Source organism: Streptomyces sp. NPDC052036, from assembly GCF_040680495.1.
Taxonomy (GTDB): Bacteria; Actinomycetota; Actinomycetes; order Streptomycetales; family Streptomycetaceae; genus Streptomyces.
Genome location: NZ_JBFAWW010000048.1, coordinates 15,068 through 34,059 on the forward strand (window position 1 = coordinate 15,068; position 18,992 = coordinate 34,059).

10 protein-coding genes and 1 pseudogene are annotated in these 18,992 nt (G+C 70.0%); 7 read left to right on the forward strand and 4 right to left on the reverse strand.

The window, feature by feature from the left end; all coding sequences use genetic code 11:
• Window positions 1–227: 227 nt before the first annotated feature.
• Entirely contained in the window at window positions 228–2,939 is a 2,712-nt protein-coding gene (locus tag AB0L95_RS37195) for an AAA family ATPase (protein WP_365170146.1), read from the reverse strand.
• A 910-nt stretch (window positions 2,940–3,849) separates the two neighbouring features.
• Window positions 3,850–6,174 (reverse strand): glycosyltransferase family 39 protein, encoded by a 2,325-nt coding sequence (locus AB0L95_RS37200; RefSeq protein WP_365170149.1) that lies wholly within the window; start codon window positions 6,172–6,174, stop codon window positions 3,850–3,852.
• 786 nt (window positions 6,175–6,960) lie between these two features.
• Between AB0L95_RS37200 and AB0L95_RS37205 the strand changes: the two genes are divergently transcribed.
• The 7 genes from AB0L95_RS37205 to AB0L95_RS37235 all read left to right on the forward strand — a co-directional run bounded on the left by AB0L95_RS37205 (window position 6,961) and on the right by AB0L95_RS37235 (window position 17,181).
• A complete protein-coding gene (locus AB0L95_RS37205; RefSeq protein WP_365170152.1) occupies window positions 6,961–8,565 on the forward strand; it encodes an amino acid permease in 1,605 nt (534 codons plus the stop codon).
• Window positions 8,566–8,627: 62 nt separating this feature from the next.
• Window positions 8,628–9,536, forward strand: a complete 909-nt coding sequence (locus AB0L95_RS37210; protein WP_365170155.1) for an urea amidolyase associated protein UAAP1 — start codon at window positions 8,628–8,630, stop codon at window positions 9,534–9,536.
• Between the two features lies 1 nt (window position 9,537).
• Window positions 9,538–10,338 carry an urea amidolyase associated protein UAAP2 gene (locus tag AB0L95_RS37215; RefSeq protein ID WP_365170158.1) on the forward strand — a complete coding sequence of 267 codons (801 nt, stop codon included), beginning with the start codon at window positions 9,538–9,540 and terminating at the stop codon, window positions 10,336–10,338.
• Window positions 10,335–13,928, forward strand: a complete 3,594-nt coding sequence (gene uca / locus AB0L95_RS37220) for an urea carboxylase (protein WP_365170161.1) — start codon at window positions 10,335–10,337, stop codon at window positions 13,926–13,928. Before AB0L95_RS37215 ends, uca begins: the two co-directional genes overlap by 4 nt.
• Before the next feature lie 5 nt (window positions 13,929–13,933).
• Window positions 13,934–15,637, forward strand: coding sequence for an allophanate hydrolase (locus AB0L95_RS37225; protein WP_365170239.1), 1,704 nt, complete (start codon window positions 13,934–13,936; stop codon window positions 15,635–15,637).
• Between the two features lie 71 nt (window positions 15,638–15,708).
• The gene (locus tag AB0L95_RS37230) at window positions 15,709–16,392 is read left to right on the forward strand and encodes a helix-turn-helix domain-containing protein (protein ID WP_365170164.1); all 684 of its coding nucleotides are present in this window, start codon (window positions 15,709–15,711) and stop codon (window positions 16,390–16,392) included.
• Window positions 16,393–16,776: 384 nt separating this feature from the next.
• Window positions 16,777–17,181, forward strand: coding sequence for a hypothetical protein (locus tag AB0L95_RS37235; RefSeq protein ID WP_365170167.1), 405 nt, complete (start codon window positions 16,777–16,779; stop codon window positions 17,179–17,181).
• A gap of 7 nt (window positions 17,182–17,188) precedes the next feature.
• On the opposite strand, the pseudogene AB0L95_RS37240 reads toward AB0L95_RS37235, so the two are convergent.
• Together AB0L95_RS37240 and ltrA are read right to left on the reverse strand one after the other, a co-directional pair.
• A pseudogene (locus AB0L95_RS37240) lies at window positions 17,189–17,356 on the reverse strand (IS5/IS1182 family transposase); the annotation flags it as partial.
• Between the two features lie 84 nt (window positions 17,357–17,440).
• Window positions 17,441–18,712, reverse strand: coding sequence for a group II intron reverse transcriptase/maturase (gene ltrA, locus AB0L95_RS37245; RefSeq protein WP_365170170.1), 1,272 nt, complete (start codon window positions 18,710–18,712; stop codon window positions 17,441–17,443).
• Window positions 18,713–18,992: the final 280 nt, after the last annotated feature.

The following is an 18,992-nucleotide window of genomic DNA, read 5'->3' on the forward strand; positions in this document are numbered from 1 at the left end:
GAAACCTCGAACGCTACTGGAAGCCCTGCGCGCGGAACGGCAACGACGCCCCCTGAGATGCGGCTTTCCCGCTCTGACCTGGCCCCACTCTTCCAGTCCGGGTTGGCTCCGACGGACGTTCGAGGCGTCGCCGGAAGCGACACGATCCACAGGTTGCAGGCGGCGCCAGTAGCACGTGCCGGGACTCCCTACAGGCACCGCCCCCGGATCACCTCCGCTCGCCGCGGTCATTCGTTGTGGCCCAGGGCCCCGGCGACTGACCTGTTGATCGGGACGTTGTCCAGGAAACGACGGCGCGCCGGGCCGGTGAGGGAGACAGCCTTGTACTGGATCTCTTGCCACGCGCGCTCCAGGAACCGGGTTGCGCCGTCCTGGTCGCCCGTGGCGGCGAGTGCCTTGGCGTGGTGGTAGTAGATCTCTTCGACGCTCACCGTGGGAAGCCGTCCCCCGCTGTCCTCGAGGATCTCCACAGCGATGGCACTGGCCTGTAGAGCTTCTTGGAGCCGCCCCTGTGCCAGCCGGGCGCGGGCCACCAGCGACCAGGCGACCACCTCACTGCGCGCTGCCCCTGCCCGTCGGCAGTCGGCGGCGTTCTGCGCCGCCAGGCGCTCTGCCTCAGCTATGCGGCGGTCGTCGGCGGGGTGGGCCTCCAGCAGGGCCTCGGCCAGGTAATTGTGGACAAGGGGAGCGATGCTCACGATTCCGGACCGGTCAACCTCGTCAACCGAGGCACGTAGCCGTTCCAGCGCGGTCTCCGTGTCGTTCCGGAGCATCGCGACGTGCCCCAGCAGCGCCACCTGGTACGCATGCCAGGCGCTGGGAGGGGAGTCATCGGCGCCGGAGCGATCGGTCAGGCCAATGGCTTCGTCAAGCAGTTCCTGCGCCCCCATGAGGTCGCCGAGCGCGATCCGGGTCTGGGCCAGGTAGTTCAGCGGCGGCTGCAGTTGGTCGGTGGCACCGCGGGCCTGCAGCCGTTCGAGGACAGCAGTCAGCCGGACCTGCGCTCCGTGCGGGTCGCCCGCGTCAAGGTGGTTGATGCCGAGATGCTGCTCAAGCTGGTCAGCAATCAGTCTCACCACGGCATCCTGCGCATCGCGAAGTTGAGGTGCAAGGTGCAGCAACTCCTCTGCCTCGTGCATCATTGCCATCCCGCGCACCAGGTCGCTTTGGGTGAGCTGGGCCCCGTACTCGGCGGCGATCAGGAACCAGTTGACCGGGTCGCTCTCTTTGCCGGTCCTCGCCAGAGCGTCAGCCAGGACGTTCAGCGAGGCTTCCGCGCCCCGTGTGTGCAGCAGGATCTTGCCGTACAGGAAGCCGGCACGCGCCTGGAGCGGCGGATCGCCCACCCGGTCGGCGGCCTCCGCTGCCTCCACGGCCAGCCGCAGGACGCCGCTCTCGTCCGAGTCCGAAGCCTCCCAGTAGGTCTCGGAGGTCACCAGGAGGAGTTCGAGTGTGCTCACCCGCAGACGGTCGTTGTCGCCGCCATCGCTCGGCAGCCGCTGCAGAGCGTTCATCGCCTGGCTGCACAAGGCGGCGACCTCGGCGTATGAAGAACCGGTGTGGGCGAGATCCAGCGCCATGCGGTAGTTGTGGCGGGCAGCCGACTGCATAGCGCCTCCGAGGTGGTAATGCCGACCGAGATCGAGGAGCAGGTCACGCGGGGGGTCGGCGAACGGGCGGAGCAAGCGGTCGATCGCCTCGGCCACGGCCAGGTGTCGGTCGCGGCGAAGCTGTCCGCTCTGCCTCGCGTACAAGGAACGCTGTACGAGGGCGTGCTGAAATTGGTAGCAGTCGGATCGCGTGTCCGCAGCCCATTCCGGTCCCGGCACCGCCTGGATGAAGCCGCCCCGCTCCTCGACCTCGTACAGCCGCTCCAGGACCTCCTCCCGCGACAGTCCGGACGCCTCCTGCACGACCGCGGAGAGGAAGAGGCGCCCCTGAGTCGCGGCGATGACCAGGAGCCGGATCGTGGCCGGATCCAGCAGCGCCAGCCGCTCGGAGAGCACTGTCTCGACCGTGTCGAGCAGGGGGCCCTCCGGGAGACCGGGATCAGTGAGCATGTCGGCCGGGCTGCGGCCTTCGGGGTTGTCGGCCTCCTGCCGGTCCCGCACCAGGGTGACGTACTGGGCAAGGAGCAGGGGATGACCGGCGGTGAGGTCCTGGAGGCCGCGGACAGCCGCCTCGTCGTGGGGCAGGTTCAGCTGCTGCCGGAGGTACTCCCCGACTGCGGTGTCCGGAAGACCCTCCAGGCGGATGGCCCGCGCCAGGCCGTGGGAGCGCCAGGTGCGCAGCAGCCCGATCAGCGGGTGCTGTTCTGCGGCCCAGACCGAGTCCCGGTGGACAAGGACGAGTCCCAACGGGGCGGAGGGCAGCGCCTGGGCCAGGTAGTCCAGCACAATGCAACTGCTGGGGTCGATCCGCTCCGCGTCATCGATGATGAGGAGTGTGGGTCCATGCACCACCACCGCTCGAAGGAGGGCGCCGGCGAGGATTTGTGCGACCCGGCCCACCTGTCCGATCAGCGCGTTCGGATCGGCCTCAGAATGCTCTTTGATCACGTCCTTTATCAGCTGAGTCCCCAGTTTGAGCACCGTCCCTGCGACGGGGACCAGCTCCAGCAGGTCGGGGGCCAGATCGGTGGCGATGCGGCGGCGCCGTGTCCAGCGCTGCGCTGATCTCGGCGCCGGCTGTAACGCAAGGAGATCGATGATCGGGCCGTATGAGTTCTCAGCCCCGATCTGGCCGTGGCAGGTGACCTTCGAGATCCGCAACCCGGGCATGGTTGCCGCCCTCTCCTGGAACGCCTTGAGCAGCGCCGTCTTGCCGATCCCCACCGGGCCCTCGATGCAGTACGCACGACCCGTGCCACCGGCTACCGCCGTAGCCATGTCAAGCAGCTGCTGCTGCTCACGCTCGCGGTTTACGAAGATCTCGGTCACGGCACCTCCGGCTCGCAAAGAACGCAGGTCTGACGGAGCGTCGCTCAACTATCCGTCAGCACGGCCGGCCGACACAACGGTGGATCGGCCCGTCCAGCGGCAGCACGGAACACGTGCCGCGCATACGGGACGACGCGTTTCGACACGAGGAGGACACCGGACCGGACATCTGGACTCGCACGGAGGGGAACCACCGGAGAGTCCATACGCCAGGGGCGCGGCTGGTCGGGGTGGAGAACCTGGTGACGGCCGTGCCGGAGGACCTGGTGCCTGACGATCTGCGGCAGCGCAACATCGCGATCATCATCCGGGACTTGGGCTGGGAAGTGGCACTGGGATACGACCGGTTCTGTGGGATCGACCCGATGGACAAGCTGGTCTGGGACAAGAGCCACGGCCTTCTTGTCCCCCGCCGGACGCGCGGGGAAGTCGACGGGCCGAGCCGGGTCGGTGGACTTCTCCGTGCTCACCCAGCCCTGACTGCGGGAGGCCCTGATGGAATGGGCCCGCTCAGTCCATCCGGGACTGTGCGTTGCGCAAGTCGGGACCGCTTCGAGACGCCTCGGTGGTCCCGGATGACGTCGCCGTAGCCAGCCTGTTCCGTCTCGCGTCCTTCCAGGCGAGCGGCGAGCTCGACGATCTACGTTGCAGTCGGGTGATCCTGCAGTCAAGTTCGTCGACATCGGCCGGGACGGCCCAAACCCGACCCTCGTCACGCCTTCGCCCCGTGCCTCCGACCCGGCTCCCGGCTGGACCACCCGCATGGCCGGCGTCAAAGACGACGAGCGCACTGCCTTCTGGGACACCTACGGATCCCGTGATGACACCGGATCCGGCGCGGTGGCGGCCCCCGTCCGCGGGTGGCGCGGGCAGGGGCCGTCCGGCCGGTCGCCTGAACCGCTGGTTCAGGTCACTGGCCGGGGACGCACCGGTACAGCGTCTGTGCGGTGGCTTCTCCCACAGCCGCGCCGGTGAAGTCCGGGGCGGTGGATGTGGCGCCGGAGGAGTCCGAGCTTCCGTAGGCGGTGGCGGGGACGCGGGTGCAGGTGGACTGCACCCAGTTGGTGATCTGCGTGCTGGTCGTCGTCCCGCCGCCGAACGGCGAGCTCTTGCCGCGGCCGCCGCCCAGCAGGATGTACTGGAGCTTGCCGGAGTTCACCAGCTGCCGGAACTGCGTCTCGGTCGGGAAGGGCACCTTGCCACTGAACCCGCCGAGTGGCAGGACATGGGCGCCGGTGCCGAGGATGTAGGGGGATGCGCTGTTCCAGCTGGTGGTGGCGAAGACATAGGCGGCCGAACCCTGGCGCGCGGTGGTGTAGTCGAGCAGCTTTCGTTGGGTCGTGGTGAGTTTGCCGTTCCCGCTGAAGCCGCCGAAGCCGCCGAAGCCGCCCATGCTCCGACGGCCCGCCCCGATGGCCCGCGCCGTGCCGCCGCCCCAGGCCATCTGGCCCATCCGCGGGGCCGCCGAAGTCACCGAGCGGTGGCCGCGGTTCATGCCGGAGGGACCGACCGCACCCATGCCGGAGCTACCGTACGAGGGGTTGAAGATCTGCACTGCCCACGCGCTCGGCGCGATCAGTACCGCCGCGAGGGACGCGGCCAGTCCGGCGAGGGCCAGCCGCCCGCCGGAGACGGTGCGACCGGGACGGGACAGCACGAGCAGGACGACGGCGGCGAGACCGAGCACGCCCACCGCGGGCACCAGCCACGGCAGGAACGACGGGAACTCGCCGGCCAGGTAGGCGCTCCACGCCGCCGTCGCCGCCACCGCGGCCGGCAACACCCAGGCGCGTCGGCCGCCGGCCCGGTAGGCGCGCCACATCAGCGCGACGCCGCCCCCGGTGAGCGCGGCGAGCGGCACCGCGATCACGCCCATGTAGTACGTGTGGCCGCCGACGCTGCCCGCGCTGAAGACCATGAAGTACGTGGCCAGCCAGGTGCCCCACAGCACGAACCCGGAGCGGGCCCGGTCGGTGCGCGGCTTGCCCCGGCGCCAGAGCAGGCCGCAGACCAGGGCGATGGCGGCGATCGGGTACAGCCAACCGGTCTGCGAAGCGAGCGACGCGCCGAACATCTTGGACCAGCCGTTCTGGCCTCCGCCCGGGCCGCCACCGCCACCGGCCTGGCTTACGGCGCTCGCCCGGGATCCGCCGGCCCGACCGACACCTTGACCCTGCGCGGCCTGGCTGCCCTGCGCGCCGGCCACACCCGTGTGACGGTGGTGGGTGCCGCGAACGGCTCCGGTGCCGGTCTTCTGGTCAGTCCCCTGGAGGGCTCCATCGGGCCGGCCGCTGCCGCCGTACCGGCCGGCACCGGACTTACCGTTCAGGCCGTACTGCCCTGCCGGGCCGCCCTGTCCCATCCGGCCGGCACCCGCGGCCCCGTTCGGTCCTCCATGGCCGCCCCCGCCGCCCTGCGTCGCGCTCACACTGCCCGTGGAAGCGGCGCTGATACCGAGCGACGAAAAACGATTCAGGAAGTTGTAGCCGACCACCATGCTGAACGCGGAGTTGTTGGTGGTGCCATCCACGTAGGGTCGGTCCTTGGCCGGGGTGAGCGTGACCGCGAGCATCCAGGACGCCGACACAGCGGTCATCACCAGGGCCGACAAGCCCAAATGCGCGAGCCGCCTCCGCAGCGTGACCGGCGCCGCCATCAGGTAGACCAGAGCGAGCGCGGGAAGCACTGCCCACGCCTCCAGCATCTTGGCCTGGAAGCCGAGCCCGACCCACACACCGGCGAGCATCAGCGGGCGCAGTCGGCCGTCCCGGGCCGCGCGTTGCGTGGCCTCAGCCGCAAGCAGCACGCACAGCGTGAAGGCGGGGTCCTCGACCGCGGTCCGGAAGAGTCCCACGGCGACCGGCGTCAGCAGAAACGCCGTACTGGCGATCAGCGCCGCGGGTACGCCGGCCCAACGGCGCACCAAACGGTGCAGGACCAGCAAGCTCGCCACTCCCTCGATGACCTGAGGCAAAGTCAGCGCCCACGGATGGAATCCGAAGATGCGAGCGGAGAGCGCTTGCGGCCACAGGAATCCCGGCAATTTGTCCAGCGTGATGGAATTGCCAGGGTCGAAAGAGCCGTAGAAGAAGGCCTTCCAGCTCTCCGTCATGCTGCGGGCGGCGTTCGCGTAGAACGTGTGGTATTGGCTGTGCTCGATCCCCCAGGTGTAGAGCACGGCCGCGAGCACGGTGATGACCAGCAGCGCCGGGCGCGCGTACGCGGGTTGGCCCACCGGCGATCTCCAAGGTGCGCGACGATCGGCACTGACAGGGCGGGCGGACAGGTCGAGAACAGTCGTTGCCATGTCCAGCAGTCTTCGATACCAGGCGAGCCCTCCACGCCAATGAGGCCCGTTTCAAGGAAATTCTTGTGAGACTCAGGGGAATCCTTTGACTGGCCTGGGCGAGATTTCAATCTGCGCAGCACAGTTCATTACCTGTCCCGCAAACCCGCCGAACACAGTAATTACACAGTGAAGACACAGCCTGTGTCCTGCGAACGGAAAAAGTGGCGAGCCCGGGTAATGGACCGCGCGGTCATCTGCTCCATCGTCCCGGTTTTCATGAGTGACAACGGCATCGTCAACGACGATCACTTCGACCGCTTCCTGACCCGGCCCCCAGCCCCCAGCCCCCGCCACCCAGCGACAACACCAGGCGCCGCGACCTGAAGACCACCGAGCCGTACGGTCCGGTGTGCTGATCCTCATCCCGCGCCCCGCCGCCATCGCCATACGTGACGTCGGCTCATCGGACCGACCGTCGCCGCGCATCAGCCATCGAGACTAGGAAGCCCGGCGATTGAACCGGCTACGCCGCGACGACCTGGGCGTCCGCTTCCCCGGTCTGCTCGGCCTCGCGGTCCCGCAAGGGCGTGATGTGCCTGCCCGTTGATGACCGCAGCTGTGGCACCGGATACACGAAGTTAACTTCCCGGACCCGGGCGTGAGACCGGTCCGGCCGACGATCGTCATACCTGTCAAGCGACAGGTATCCGTCGACCGATCGGAGGTGCGGTGATGAGCCGGCCTGAACTCCCCCTTGGGCAGAGCCCTGACGGTGGTGTCACGACCAGCCCCGCCCACTTCGGCTACCAGCAGGAACTCCGCCGCGGGGTGGGCGGCTTCGCGTCCTTCGCCGCGGGCTTCTCCTTCGTGTCGATCCTCACCACCGTCTTCCAGCTCTTCGGCCTCGGCTTCGGCCTCGGCGGCGCGGCGTTCTTCTGGACCTGGCCGCTGGTCTTCGCCGGCCAGCTGCTGGTCGCGCTGTGCTTCGCCGAACTGGCCGCGCGCTGGCCCATTTCCGGGGCGATCTACCAGTGGTCGAGCCGGCTGGCCGGCACCACGACGGGCTGGTTCGTCGGCTGGATCATGGTCATCGGGCAGATCCTCACGGTCGCGGCGGCCGCGATCGCGGCACAGGCGGTGCTGCCGGGTATCTGGTCCGGGTTCCAGATCGTCGGCGGACCGGGGGCCGATCCGTCGGTCGGTTCCGCGACCGGCGCGCAGAACGCGGTCCTCCTGGGGTGCGCCCTGCTGGTGATCACCACGGTGGTGAACATCCTGGGCATCCGCCAGATGGCCGCCGCCACCAGCTTCGGCGTCATGGTCGAGATCAGCGGCGTGATCGCATTGGTGCTGGTCCTGTTCTTCCTCCCCGAACGGGGTCCGCAAGTGGTGGCCCACCCCACCGGCTGGGCCGGCCAGGGCGGCTACCTCGGGGCCTTCCTCGCGTCCTCGCTGATGGCGGCGTACGTGATGGTCGGCTTCGACTCGGCGGGCGAGCTGGCGGAAGAGACCCACAGCCCGCGCCGGACCACTCCCCGGACCATCCTTCGGGCGCTGATCACCTCGGGTGTCGGCGGCGCGCTGCTGATCCTCTCGGGGCTGATGGCGGCACGCAGCCTGACCGACGGGAAGCTCGCCGCCGGCGGCCTGTCCTGGGTGCTCACAGACCGGCTCGGCGAGGCCCTGGGCCGGCTGCTGCTGTGCTGCGTGGCGGTCGCGGTGTTCGCCTGCACCCTGGCCGTGCAGACCTCCGGGGCGCGGATGATGTACTCCATGGCGCGCGAAGGCGCCCTGCCGTTCCACCGGCGCCTCGGCAAGGTCTCGGCCCGCACCGGTACGCCGATCACCACGTCGATCGTGGTGGGCGTAGGCGCCGCGATCGCGCTCGTGGTCAACATCCGCCAGGCGGCGATCTTCACCGCCCTCTCCAGCCTGTGCATCGCCCTGCTGTACCTGGCCTATCTGGGCGTGACGCTGCCGTTGCTCGTCACCCGGATCCGGCACCGGGGCAGCGGCGGGCTGCCGGAGGGCGTCGACGAGAGCGGCCGGCCCCTGTTCTCGCTGGGCCGATGGGGACTGGCGGTCAACACGCTCGCCGTGCTCTACCAGGCCTGTATGACGGTCAACCTGATCTGGCCCCGTGCGGAGATCTACGACCTCACCGGCGACACGTGGTGGCTTAGGTGGAGCGCCCTGCTCTTCATCGGGCTCAGCCTCGCCGCCGGTGCCGCCTACTTCCTCGCACGCCGACTGCACCGCCGTATCGAGCTGCGGCACGTACCGCACACGCACACCGAGCCGCCCCTCGGCGCCGAGACCGTCGCCGAGCCCGCATGAGGGCCCGTGTGACGCGAGCAGACCCACTGATGACGTACCGACGAAGGGACGACGGGGCACCCATGACCACCGCCGAGAGCTCGACGGCCGTGACGCCGCACGGCCGCCCGACCGGGCAGTCTCCGGCCCGCACCCGTGATCTGCACCTGACCGACAGTGTCCGCAGTGCCCGCGACGACGCCCGCGCCCAGGGCGGACAGGCCGGCGCGTGGATGCCGTACCTTCCGGCGTCCGGCAGCCCGCACTGTCCGCCGGGGGTGGACCCGGCCGCCCTGGTGTGGGCGGAGACGGTGGCACCCGGCGGCTACACGCACAAGGTCCTCGCCCGCGGGACCCGGCTGCGCTTCGACGACCCGAGCGGTGACGCCTGTGCCCACCTGCTGCTTTTCAACGCCGTGGAGCCGGTCGAGCGGCTCAACGTCGCCGACACCCAGAAGGTGCCGTGGCAGGCGTATCTGGGCGAGAACCATCCGCTGCTGTCCGGTGACGGCCGGGTCATGGCCGTGGTCAGTGGTGACTCCTCCGGCCGGCACGACGCCTTCTGCGGCACCACCACCGACGCCTGGAACCAGCGCAAATACGGTGACGCCCGCCCCGAGGGACCGTCCCCGTCCGGCCGCGGGCTCTTCCTCAAGGCGGCCGCCAAACATGGTCTGAGCCGGCGCGACCTGCCGCCCAGCCTGTCCTTCTTCCAGGGCGTACGCGTCGAGGCGGACGGCACCCTGGCCTGGCAGGGCAGCGCGGGTGCGGGCACTCATGTCGAACTCGTTGCGGAGATGCCCCTGTTGGTGCTGGTCGCCAATGTCGTCCATCCGCTGGACCCGCGTCCCGGCTACGTCGTCGGCCCGCTGCGCGTGCACGCCTGGCGCGGTGCCCCGACCGGCCCGGACGAGCCGCGGTTCACCGCCACGCCGGAACTGCACCGGGCGTACCTGAACACCGTCGACTACTGCGAAGCCCGGGGGCTGTGACATGGCGACCACGCGCACCGAGAACACGCCGGCCACCTGCCCGACTGCCTCGGGCGGCACCGTCGCCTCCACCGTCCCGGTCGGTGCCGTGTACGCGGAGGGCTCCCCGCTGGACTGGGGAGCGAGCCTGGTCGAGGGCGGCGTCGTGCTGGACGAGGCAGTGGCCCCCAACGCGCCCTGGTCGGCGGTGGTGCAGAAGGGGCACGTCCTGACGATCGTCGACGTAGGGGGCAACCAGTCGGCCGACTGCCTGCTTTACAACGCAAACGATCCCGAGGAGCGCTACAGCGTCCCCGACACCCTGGCCTGGCAGGGCAATGCCTATGTGTGCACCGGCACCTTGCTGCGCAGCAGCGAGGGCCGCCCGCTGATGACCGTCGTCGCCAACGAGATCGACCGCCAGGACACCATCGGCGGCGCGTGCGGCAAGGAGTCCAACACCCTGCGCTACGGCCACCATGTGATGTTCCAGCACGGCTGCCGTGAGAACTTTCTCGCCGAGGCCGGCCGGCGTGGCCTCGGGGTGCGGGACATCGTCTCCAACCTCAACTGGTTCATGAACGTGCCCGTCGAGGCGGACGGCGCGCTGGGCATCGTGGACGGCATGTCGGCGCCGGGCCGCCGGGTCGCGGTGCGCGCCGAGACGGACGTCCTGGTGATGGTGTCCAACTGCCCGCAGATGAACAACCCGTGCAACGACTTCAACCCGACCCCGCTGCGGATGATCGTCGTGGACCCGGTAAGCGCCGCCGACGACCTGCGGTCAGCGGAAGCCGTCCGCACCCCGGAGGGAGCCGCGTGACCCGCCCCACCGCCGTTCTCGTCGCCAACCGCGGCGAGATAGCCCGCCGTGTGATCCGCACCGCCAGGAGGATGGGCCTGGGCACCGTCGCCGTCTTCTCCGACGCCGACCGAGCCGCCCCGCACGTCCGTGAGGCCGACCACGCGGTCCGCCTCGGTCCGGCGCCCGCGCGCGAGTCGTATCTGCGCGGCGAGGCGATCATCGAGGCCGCGCTCGCCCATGGCGCGGGCATCATCCACCCCGGCTACGGCTTCCTCTCCGAGAACACCGCCTTCGCCCGTGCCGTGGAGGAGGCGGGCCTGCGTTTCGCGGGACCGACCTCCGACCAGATCACCGCCTTCGGCGAGAAGCACACCGCGCGCGCCCTGGCCAAGGCGGCCGGAGTGCCGCTGCTGGCCGGGACGGAGCTGCTCGCGAGCACCGAGGAGGCCGTCACCGCGGCCGGGTCGATCGGGTTGCCTGTGATGGTCAAGGCCACCGGCGGTGGCGGCGGCATCGGCATGCAGGCCTGCGCCACCGCCGATGAGGTACGCGAGGCCTTCGCCCGGGTCGCGGCGCTCGCGGAGTCCAACTTCGGGTCCGCCGGGGTGTTCCTGGAGCGCCTCGTGCGCCCCGCCCGCCATGTCGAGGTGCAGGTCTTCGGCGACGGCACCGGCCGGATCGCCGTCTTCGGCGACCGGGACTGCTCGTTGCAGCGCCGCAATCAGAAGGTGATCGAGGAGGCCCCGGCGCCGGCCCTGCCTCCTCATGTGCGGGCACTGCTCCACGACTCCTCGCGCCGGCTGCTCGCCTCGGTGGGCTACCGGGGCGCGGGGACCGTGGAGTTCGTCTACGACCCGGTACGCGAGGAGGCCGCCTTCCTGGAGGTCAACACCCGCCTCCAGGTCGAGCACCCGGTGACCGAGGAGGCGTACGGCGTCGACCTTGTCGAACTCATGCTCGCCCTGGCCCGCGACGGCAGGGTCGAGGACGCGGTGTTCGAGCGGGAGTGGGCACCCTCCGGGCATGCCGTGGAGGCCCGCGTCTACGCCGAGGACCCCGGCAAGGACTCACTGCCGTCCTCGGGTCTGCTCACCCGGGTGGCCTTCCCCGGTCAGGGCGCCGACGAGATACCCGGCGTCCGCGTCGACGGCTTCGCCGAGACCGGTCTGGAGGTCTCGCCGTACTACGACCCCATGCTCGCCAAGGTGATCGCCAAGAGCCCCACCCGGCACGCCGCGTTCGACGTACTGGGCCAGGCCCTGGCCGCGAGCCGGGTTGACGGCATCGTCACCAACCTGGGCCTGCTGCGCGAGCTGGCCGTGCGGGGCGAGGTACGTGAGGCGGTGCACAGCACCAGCACGCTCGCCACCACCGCCGACCCCGAACCGCGCATCGACGTCCTGGTGCCGGGGGCGATGACCACCGTCCAGGACCTTCCCGGCCGACTCGGCTACTGGCACGTGGGCGTGCCGCCGAGCGGCCCCTTCGACGCCGTCTCCTTCGCGGAGTCCAATCTGGCCGTCGGCAACCCGGCCCAGGCGCCCGGCCTGGAGGTCACCGCGGGCGGGCTGACCCTGCGCTTCTCGTCCGCAACCATGGTCGCCGTCACCGGCGCTCCCGTCCCGGTCACCGTGGACGGCAGGGTGGCGGCCCTGTGGGAGCCAGTCACGGTCCCGGCCGGCGGCACCCTGGTACTCGGCGCCTGCCAGGGGCCCGGTCTGCGCACCTACGTGGCGGTACGGGGCGGCATCGACGTACCCGAACACCTGGGCAGCGCCTCGACGTTCACCCTCGGCGGCTTCGGCGGGCACGGTGGGCGGGCGCTGCGCGCCGGAGACGTTCTGCGGCCCGGAGCTTCGGCGACCGCCGACGGCGGCCCGACCCCGCCCGAGCGCCGACCGGCGATCACCTCGCACTGGTGGATCGGTGTCACCGAAGGGCCGCACGCGGCGCCCGAGTTCTTCACCCGCGAGGACATCGACACCCTCTACGCCACCGACTACAAGGTGCACCACAACTCGGCCCGCACCGGCATCCGCCTGATCGGGCCCAAACCGCGGTGGGCCCGCCAGGACGGCGGCGAGGCCGGACTGCACCCCTCCAACATCCACGACACGCCGTACGCAGTGGGTGCCCTGGACTTCACCGGCGACACGCCGATCATCCTGGGGCCCGACGGACCGTCCCTCGGCGGGTTCGTCTGCCCCGCGGTGGTCGCCAGCGGGGAACTGTGGAAACTCGGCCAGCTCCGCCCGGGCGACACCGTCCGCTTCGTACCGGTCAGGGAAGCCGAGGCAGCCGCCCTCGATGCCCGCCGCGCCTCACCCACGCTGATCAGCACGGGCGGAGACGGCGACGACGGCGTACTCGGCCGCCTGGAGGCCACCGATGCCCGTCCCGGCGTCACCTACCGCCGGGACGGCGACGACAACGTCCTGGTCGAGTACGGCCCCATGGTGCTCGACCTCGGCCTGCGGATGCGGGTACACGCCCTGCAGGAGACCCTCGCCGCGCACGCGCCCGACGGCATCATCGACATCACTCCGGGCATCCGCTCCCTCCAGATCCACACCGACGCCCGCCGGCTGAAGGCCCGTGACCTCACCGCCCTGCTGCGCGAGCTGGAAGACGAGGTGCCGCCCACCAACGAACTGGTGGTCCCCTCCCGCACGGTGCACCTGCCGCTCAGCTGGGACGACCCGGCGACCCGGCTCGCCATCGAGCGGTACATGGCCGGGGTGCGCGACGACGCCCCGTGGTGCCCGTGGAACATCGAGTTCATCCGGCGTGTCAACGGCCTGCAGACCGCCGACGACGTCTACCGCACCGTTTTCGACGCCTCCTACCTGGTGCTCGGCCTCGGCGACGTCTACCTCGGCGCCCCCGTCGCCACCCCGCTCGACCCGCGACACCGCCTGGTCACCACCAAGTACAACCCGGCCCGCACCTGGACCGCGGAGAACTCCGTCGGCATCGGCGGCGCCTACCTGTGCATCTACGGCATGGAGGGCCCCGGCGGCTACCAGTTCGTCGGCCGCACCGTGCAGATCTGGAACCGGTTCCGCAGGGGCGGCCTGTTCAGGGACTCGCCGTGGGCGCTGCGCTTCTTCGACCGCATCGAATGGTATCCCGTCACCGCGGAGGAACTGCTCGAACTGCGCGCGGAGACCGACGCAGGCCGCGGTGACTTCCCGACCGAGGAAGGCACCTTCTCGATCGCCGAGTACAACACCTTCCTGGCCACGGAGGCCGACTCGATCGCCGCGTTCCGCCGACGGCAGAGCACCGCGTTCGAAGCCGAGAAGCAACGCTGGCGAGCCGCAGGCGAGTTCGACCGTCACGACGATCCCGAACCCGTGGCCGCCTCCGCTGCCGTCACCGTCCCGGACGGCGCGGTCCCGGTCACCGCGCCGTTCACCGCCACCGTCTGGCAGATCGCCGCCGAGCCCGGCACCACCGTCGCGAGCGGCGATGCGATCCTCTCCCTGGAGGCGATGAAAATGGAGTCCAAGGTGAACGCCCCCGCTGCCGGGACGCTGCTGGAGATCTACGTCAAGCCCGGCGAACAGGTTGCCCCCGGCCAGATCCTCGCGGCGGTGAGGGCATGAGCGCGATGACACCGGCCGCACGCGTCGAGGCCGCCTACGACCGTATCGAAGGCGTCGGCCGGACCGAGATCTGGATCCACCTCAGGCCACGCGAGGAGGCGTTGGCCGAGGCGGTCGGCATCGACCCGGCGCTGCCGCTGGCCGGCCTGGTGGCGGCCGTCAAGGACAACATCGACGTGGCCGGCCTGCCCACCACCGCGGGCGCGCCGTCGTACGCCTACGTCCCGCGGGCCGACGCGCCCGCGGTGGCGCGGCTGCGCGCGGCCGGCGCGGTGGTGCTCGGCAAGACCAACCTGGACCAGTTCGCCACCGGTCTGGTCGGCACCCGCAGCCCCTACGGCGCGGTGCGCAACGCCTGGGACGCGGCCCGTATCTCCGGCGGGTCTTCCTCCGGATCCGCCGTCGCGGTGGCGTTGGGCATCGCCGACATCGCGCTCGGCACCGACACGGCCGGCTCCGGCCGGGTGCCCGCCGCCCTCAACGGCATCGTCGGCATCAAGCCGACCAAGGGCCTGGTGCCGGTGACCGGGGTGGTCCCCGCCTGCTACACCCTCGACTGCGTGACCGTCTTCGCCCGCGACCTGCAACTGGCCCGCACCGCCGCGGAGATCGTCGAGGGGCCCGACCCGGACGACCCGCTCTCCCGCACCGGCACCCAGCTCCCGCCGCCCCCCGCGCGCCCCCGGGTCGCCGTCCCGGCTCCGGAGCATCTGGAGGGCATGGCCGACGGCTGGCGCGAGGCCTTCGACGCCGCGGTCGCCCGCCTGGCGAGCACCGGGACGGAGATCGTCGAGGCCGACATCACCCCGCTGCTTCAGGCAGCGGAACTGCTGTACGGCGGCGCGTTCGTCGCCGAGCGGTTCGCCGCCGTGGGCGCGCACCTGGACAAGCACCACGACCTGATCGGTACGGTCCTCGACCCGACCGTCGCCTCCATCGTGCTGGCCGGCCGGGAGAAGACCGCCGCAGACTGGGCCGCCGACACCGCCCGGCTCGCCTCGCTCGGGGCGGCAGGACGCGCGATGCTCGACGGCTGCGCGGCGCTCCTGACCCCGACCACCACCTGGCACCCCGCCCTCGATCAGGTGGCGGCCGACCCAGTCGGCGCCAACGCCCGGTTGGGGCGCTTCACCAACTTCGCCAACCTGCTGGACTGCGCCTCGCTCGCCATTCCCGCCGGGTTCGTGGACGGCCTGCCGTTCGGCGTGATGTTCACCGGACCGGCCTTCTCCGACCGCGCCCTGGCCGCGCTGGCCGAGCGGTTCGCCAACCCCGGACTCGACCTGTTCGTGGTCGGCGCCCACCTCACCGGGCAGCCGCTCAACGCCCAGTTGGTGCAGGCGGGCGGCACCCTGGTCGGCCCGGCGCGCACCGCAGGCGGCTACCGGCTGTACGCCCTGGCCACCGAGCCGCCCAAGCCTGGTCTGCTCCGGGTCACCGGGAGCGGTCGGGACTCCGGCACCGGGACGGGGCACGGCACGGCGGCAGGCGGCGACGCGAGGACGGGCATCGAGGGCGAGATCTGGCGACTGCCGGCTTCCGGGTTCGGGGCGTTCACCGCCGCCGTGCCCCCGCCGATGACCATCGGCACCGTCGAGCTGGCCAACGGGCGGCAGGTCAGCGGCTTCCTGGTGGAGCCGTACGCCGTCGAAGGCGCACCGGACATCACCCGCTTCGGTGACTGGCGGGCGTACACGGCCTCCGGGTGAGGAGGCCGCAGAGCGGGCACCTGGTGCCGGGCACGGTCGGGTGCCCGGCACCAGGGTGACAGGATGGGCCCATGACGACGACGCGTCCCCGTCAAGGCAGGCCCCGGCACACACCGGCGCCCGACTCCGGCACCTCCGCCCGGGAACAGATCCTCGACGCCGCCGGGGCGCTCTTCGTCGACCATGGGATCACAAGCACCAGCACCCGCATGATCGCCGAGCGGGTCGGCATCAGGCAGGCCTCGCTCTACTACCACTTCGCCACCAAGGAGGAGATTCTCGCCGAGCTGCTGGCCACGTCCGTGCGGCCCAGTCTGCAGATGGTGGACCGGATCCGGGCACTGGTGCCCGAGCGAGCGAATCCGGCCGCCGCGCTCTACGCCGTGGCCGCCATGGACATACGCACCCTCTCCCGCACTCCGTACAACGTCGGCACGCTCTATCTGCTGCCGGAAGTGCGGGCCGAGCGATTCGACGCTTTCCGGACTGAGCGGGGCCGGCTGCAGACGAGCTACGGCACCCTCGGCGCCCTGGCGGCGACCGAGGACGTCACCCGCAGCATGCCCGCCGAGCGCCTCGGTGAACTGCTGATCCAGCTGGTGGAAGTCGTCATCCAGATACGGCACACCCGCGAACCGGAAGCAGCCGACACGGATGCCATCGCATCGTCGTGTCTGCGACTGTGCGGGCTCGACGAACTGTCAGTGGCCACCGCCAGACACCAGGCACGGATCCTGCTCAGCAGTCTGGACTGACCGGCGGCTCACCGCACGCGACAACACTGCCACGCAGCGGCCCGGCACCGGCCGCTCCCCGGGAACCCTTCACCGTCCGGACAGCTGTCGCGTGCGACTCCTCTGCGCGGCTTGGGCCCATGGCGACGGCGCTGACGTGGTCGCCGGTCTCCGAGCCGCCCACCTCTCTGACTCACAGGGGCATCTTCCACAACGGCCCCATGCGTGCCGGCCTTTCACCGGCGGCATAGTCACCGAACTGCAGCAGATTCATGCTGCATACCCCATACTCGACGACCTCGCCGTATTTGACGCGATCGCCGAACACGCCTCCCGATCCGAGCAGGCGGCACTCCCTTACTCGGTTTCGGCCGAGATGATGCGGCAACGGAAAGCCAGCACGGAATGGACTGGCCGCCTACCGGGAAGGTAGACGTGTGGCTGGAGTCGTTCGTCCTCGGCTGGTTCCCCGCTGAGGAGAGTGAGTCGGCCGAGGAAGAGAGCGCGGCAGGCGAACTGGACAATCTGCCGGAGGGGTTGGCCGCCTTCCACCGCTTGACACGCCTCCGCCCGGCAATCCACAGATTCATCGACCCGGTACTGAAGAAGCCCCGGCGTGCTTCCGGACCGCTTGGCGACCGACTGGTCTTCGCCATGTGGTATGAGGCCGGGAAGGATTGGTCCATCCCGTGGCCACTGGAGAACCCCGGCGACGAGGACGAGGCAGTCGTGGGCTTCAGCGCACTTCACCGCGGGACCCTGACACCACTGCTCGAACACGAGCTCTGCTGGGTCCATTTCGACGGGTGAGGCATCAGCCCCGAGCGAGGTCGCATCCCTTCTTCTTGGGGTTGGCGGCCTGGTCCTTCTTCTTCTCTGGAATGACGGCCTTGATATGGCGTTTCCGCAGATAGGTGCGGTTGCCGCGGGCAGAGTACGCCTTGTCCCCGGCCGCCGCGTCGGGCCGGGTGCGGCGCGGTCCGGAACGACGGGCAGCACCCTAGTAGTCGGGTCGCCCGGGGGATTCTCACCCCCGGGCTCCCACGGAACCGTACATGACAGTCTCCCGTCATACGACTCTTGTCGTTCTGGGCCTCGCCCCTGCCGGAGCCGCCCAGGTCCAGTGAGCGAAGTACTTCGGGCGCACGGTGTGGCCTCGGGCCAACCGTTTCAGGGCTTGTTTCATCCCAACCCGGTACTTCTTCTGGATCCACCGCAGCAAGTAGGTGTTGATGCGATCGAGCAGCGGATACAGCGCTGAGCCGTAGAAGCGCCCGTAGTAGTTCATCCATCCCCGAACCACTGGATTGAGCATCCGGGCCAGATCGGATGACTCCTGCGCGGTGCGCCGGTGCAGTCTCCAGGACCGCACTGTCTTGCTCAGTCTCTTCAGGGCCTGGTTACTGATCGCGGGCAGAAACGCGGTGAACATGTCTCCGCGCTTGTCTTTGGCTCCTCGCGGCCGGAACGTGAACCCCAGGAACGTGAACTCGGAGACCGGAAACCGGCACCGACGGTTGTCGTCCCTGCAATACACGATCCTGGTCTTGTCCGGATGCAACTCCAGACCGACCTCGGCCATCCTGGACCGCAGCGCGGCCAGGACCCGTTCCGCTTCCGCCAGGGTGCGGCAGTGCACGACCGCATCGTCGGCGTAACGCTCAAACGGGCAGCCCGGGTACTCCCGGACCATCCACGCATCGAACGTATAGTGCAGAAACTGGCTTGCCAGGACGGGCGACACCGCAGAACCCTGTGGCGTGCCCTCTACCCTTTCCGTCGTGGACCCGTCGGGCAGACGCAGCCCCGCGGCCAGCCACCGCTTGACATACAGCACCACCCAACGAGCGTCGGTGTGCGCCTCGGCCGCGGCCACCACCTTGTCCCACGGGACGGTGTCGAAGAACTTCCGGATGTCGAACTCGACCACCCAGTCGAACCGCCAGCAGCGCTCCCGACAGGACGCGACCGCGTCCAGTACCGACTTGCCCGGCCGATACCCGAAGGAGTCCGGGTGGAAGATCTGCTCCACTCGCTCCGACAGGTGATTGGCCACCACCGTCTGCGCGACCCTGTCAGCGACGGTCGGCACCGCCAACATCCTGGTGCCACCCCCGCTCTTGGGGATCGGCACCGCTTCGACGTCCGGTGGGAAGTACGTGCCCGAGGACATTCGGTTCCAGACCTTGTACAAGTTGTTCTTCAGGTCTTGCTCGAACGCCTCGATCGACACCCCGTCCACCCCGGACGAGCCCTTGTTTCCTCTCACCTTCACCCAGGCGTCCCACCCCTCCTGCTTGGAAATGTCGAACGGCTTGGCCGACGCTTTCAACTCGTCCATCCCGCTCCTCCCGGAGAACTTCCGGTTGACCGAACAAACCAGTCACGAACGACCCGGCCCCTTCGCTCCACCCCGATTACCGGGGCTTCCCCACTACTACGAGCCGGTCCGCCGGCGCGCCGCGCGACGGTACTCAGCACCCGGCCGGAGGGCTTCCACACCGGGTTCTCCCTGTCGCCCCGGCCGTTGAGCCAGGGCGGTATCGTGACACGCCTTCCCACGTTCCATGCGAAAGCCGCAGACCGGGCTCGCGCCGCCTTCATGCCGGACACCGCCTGGC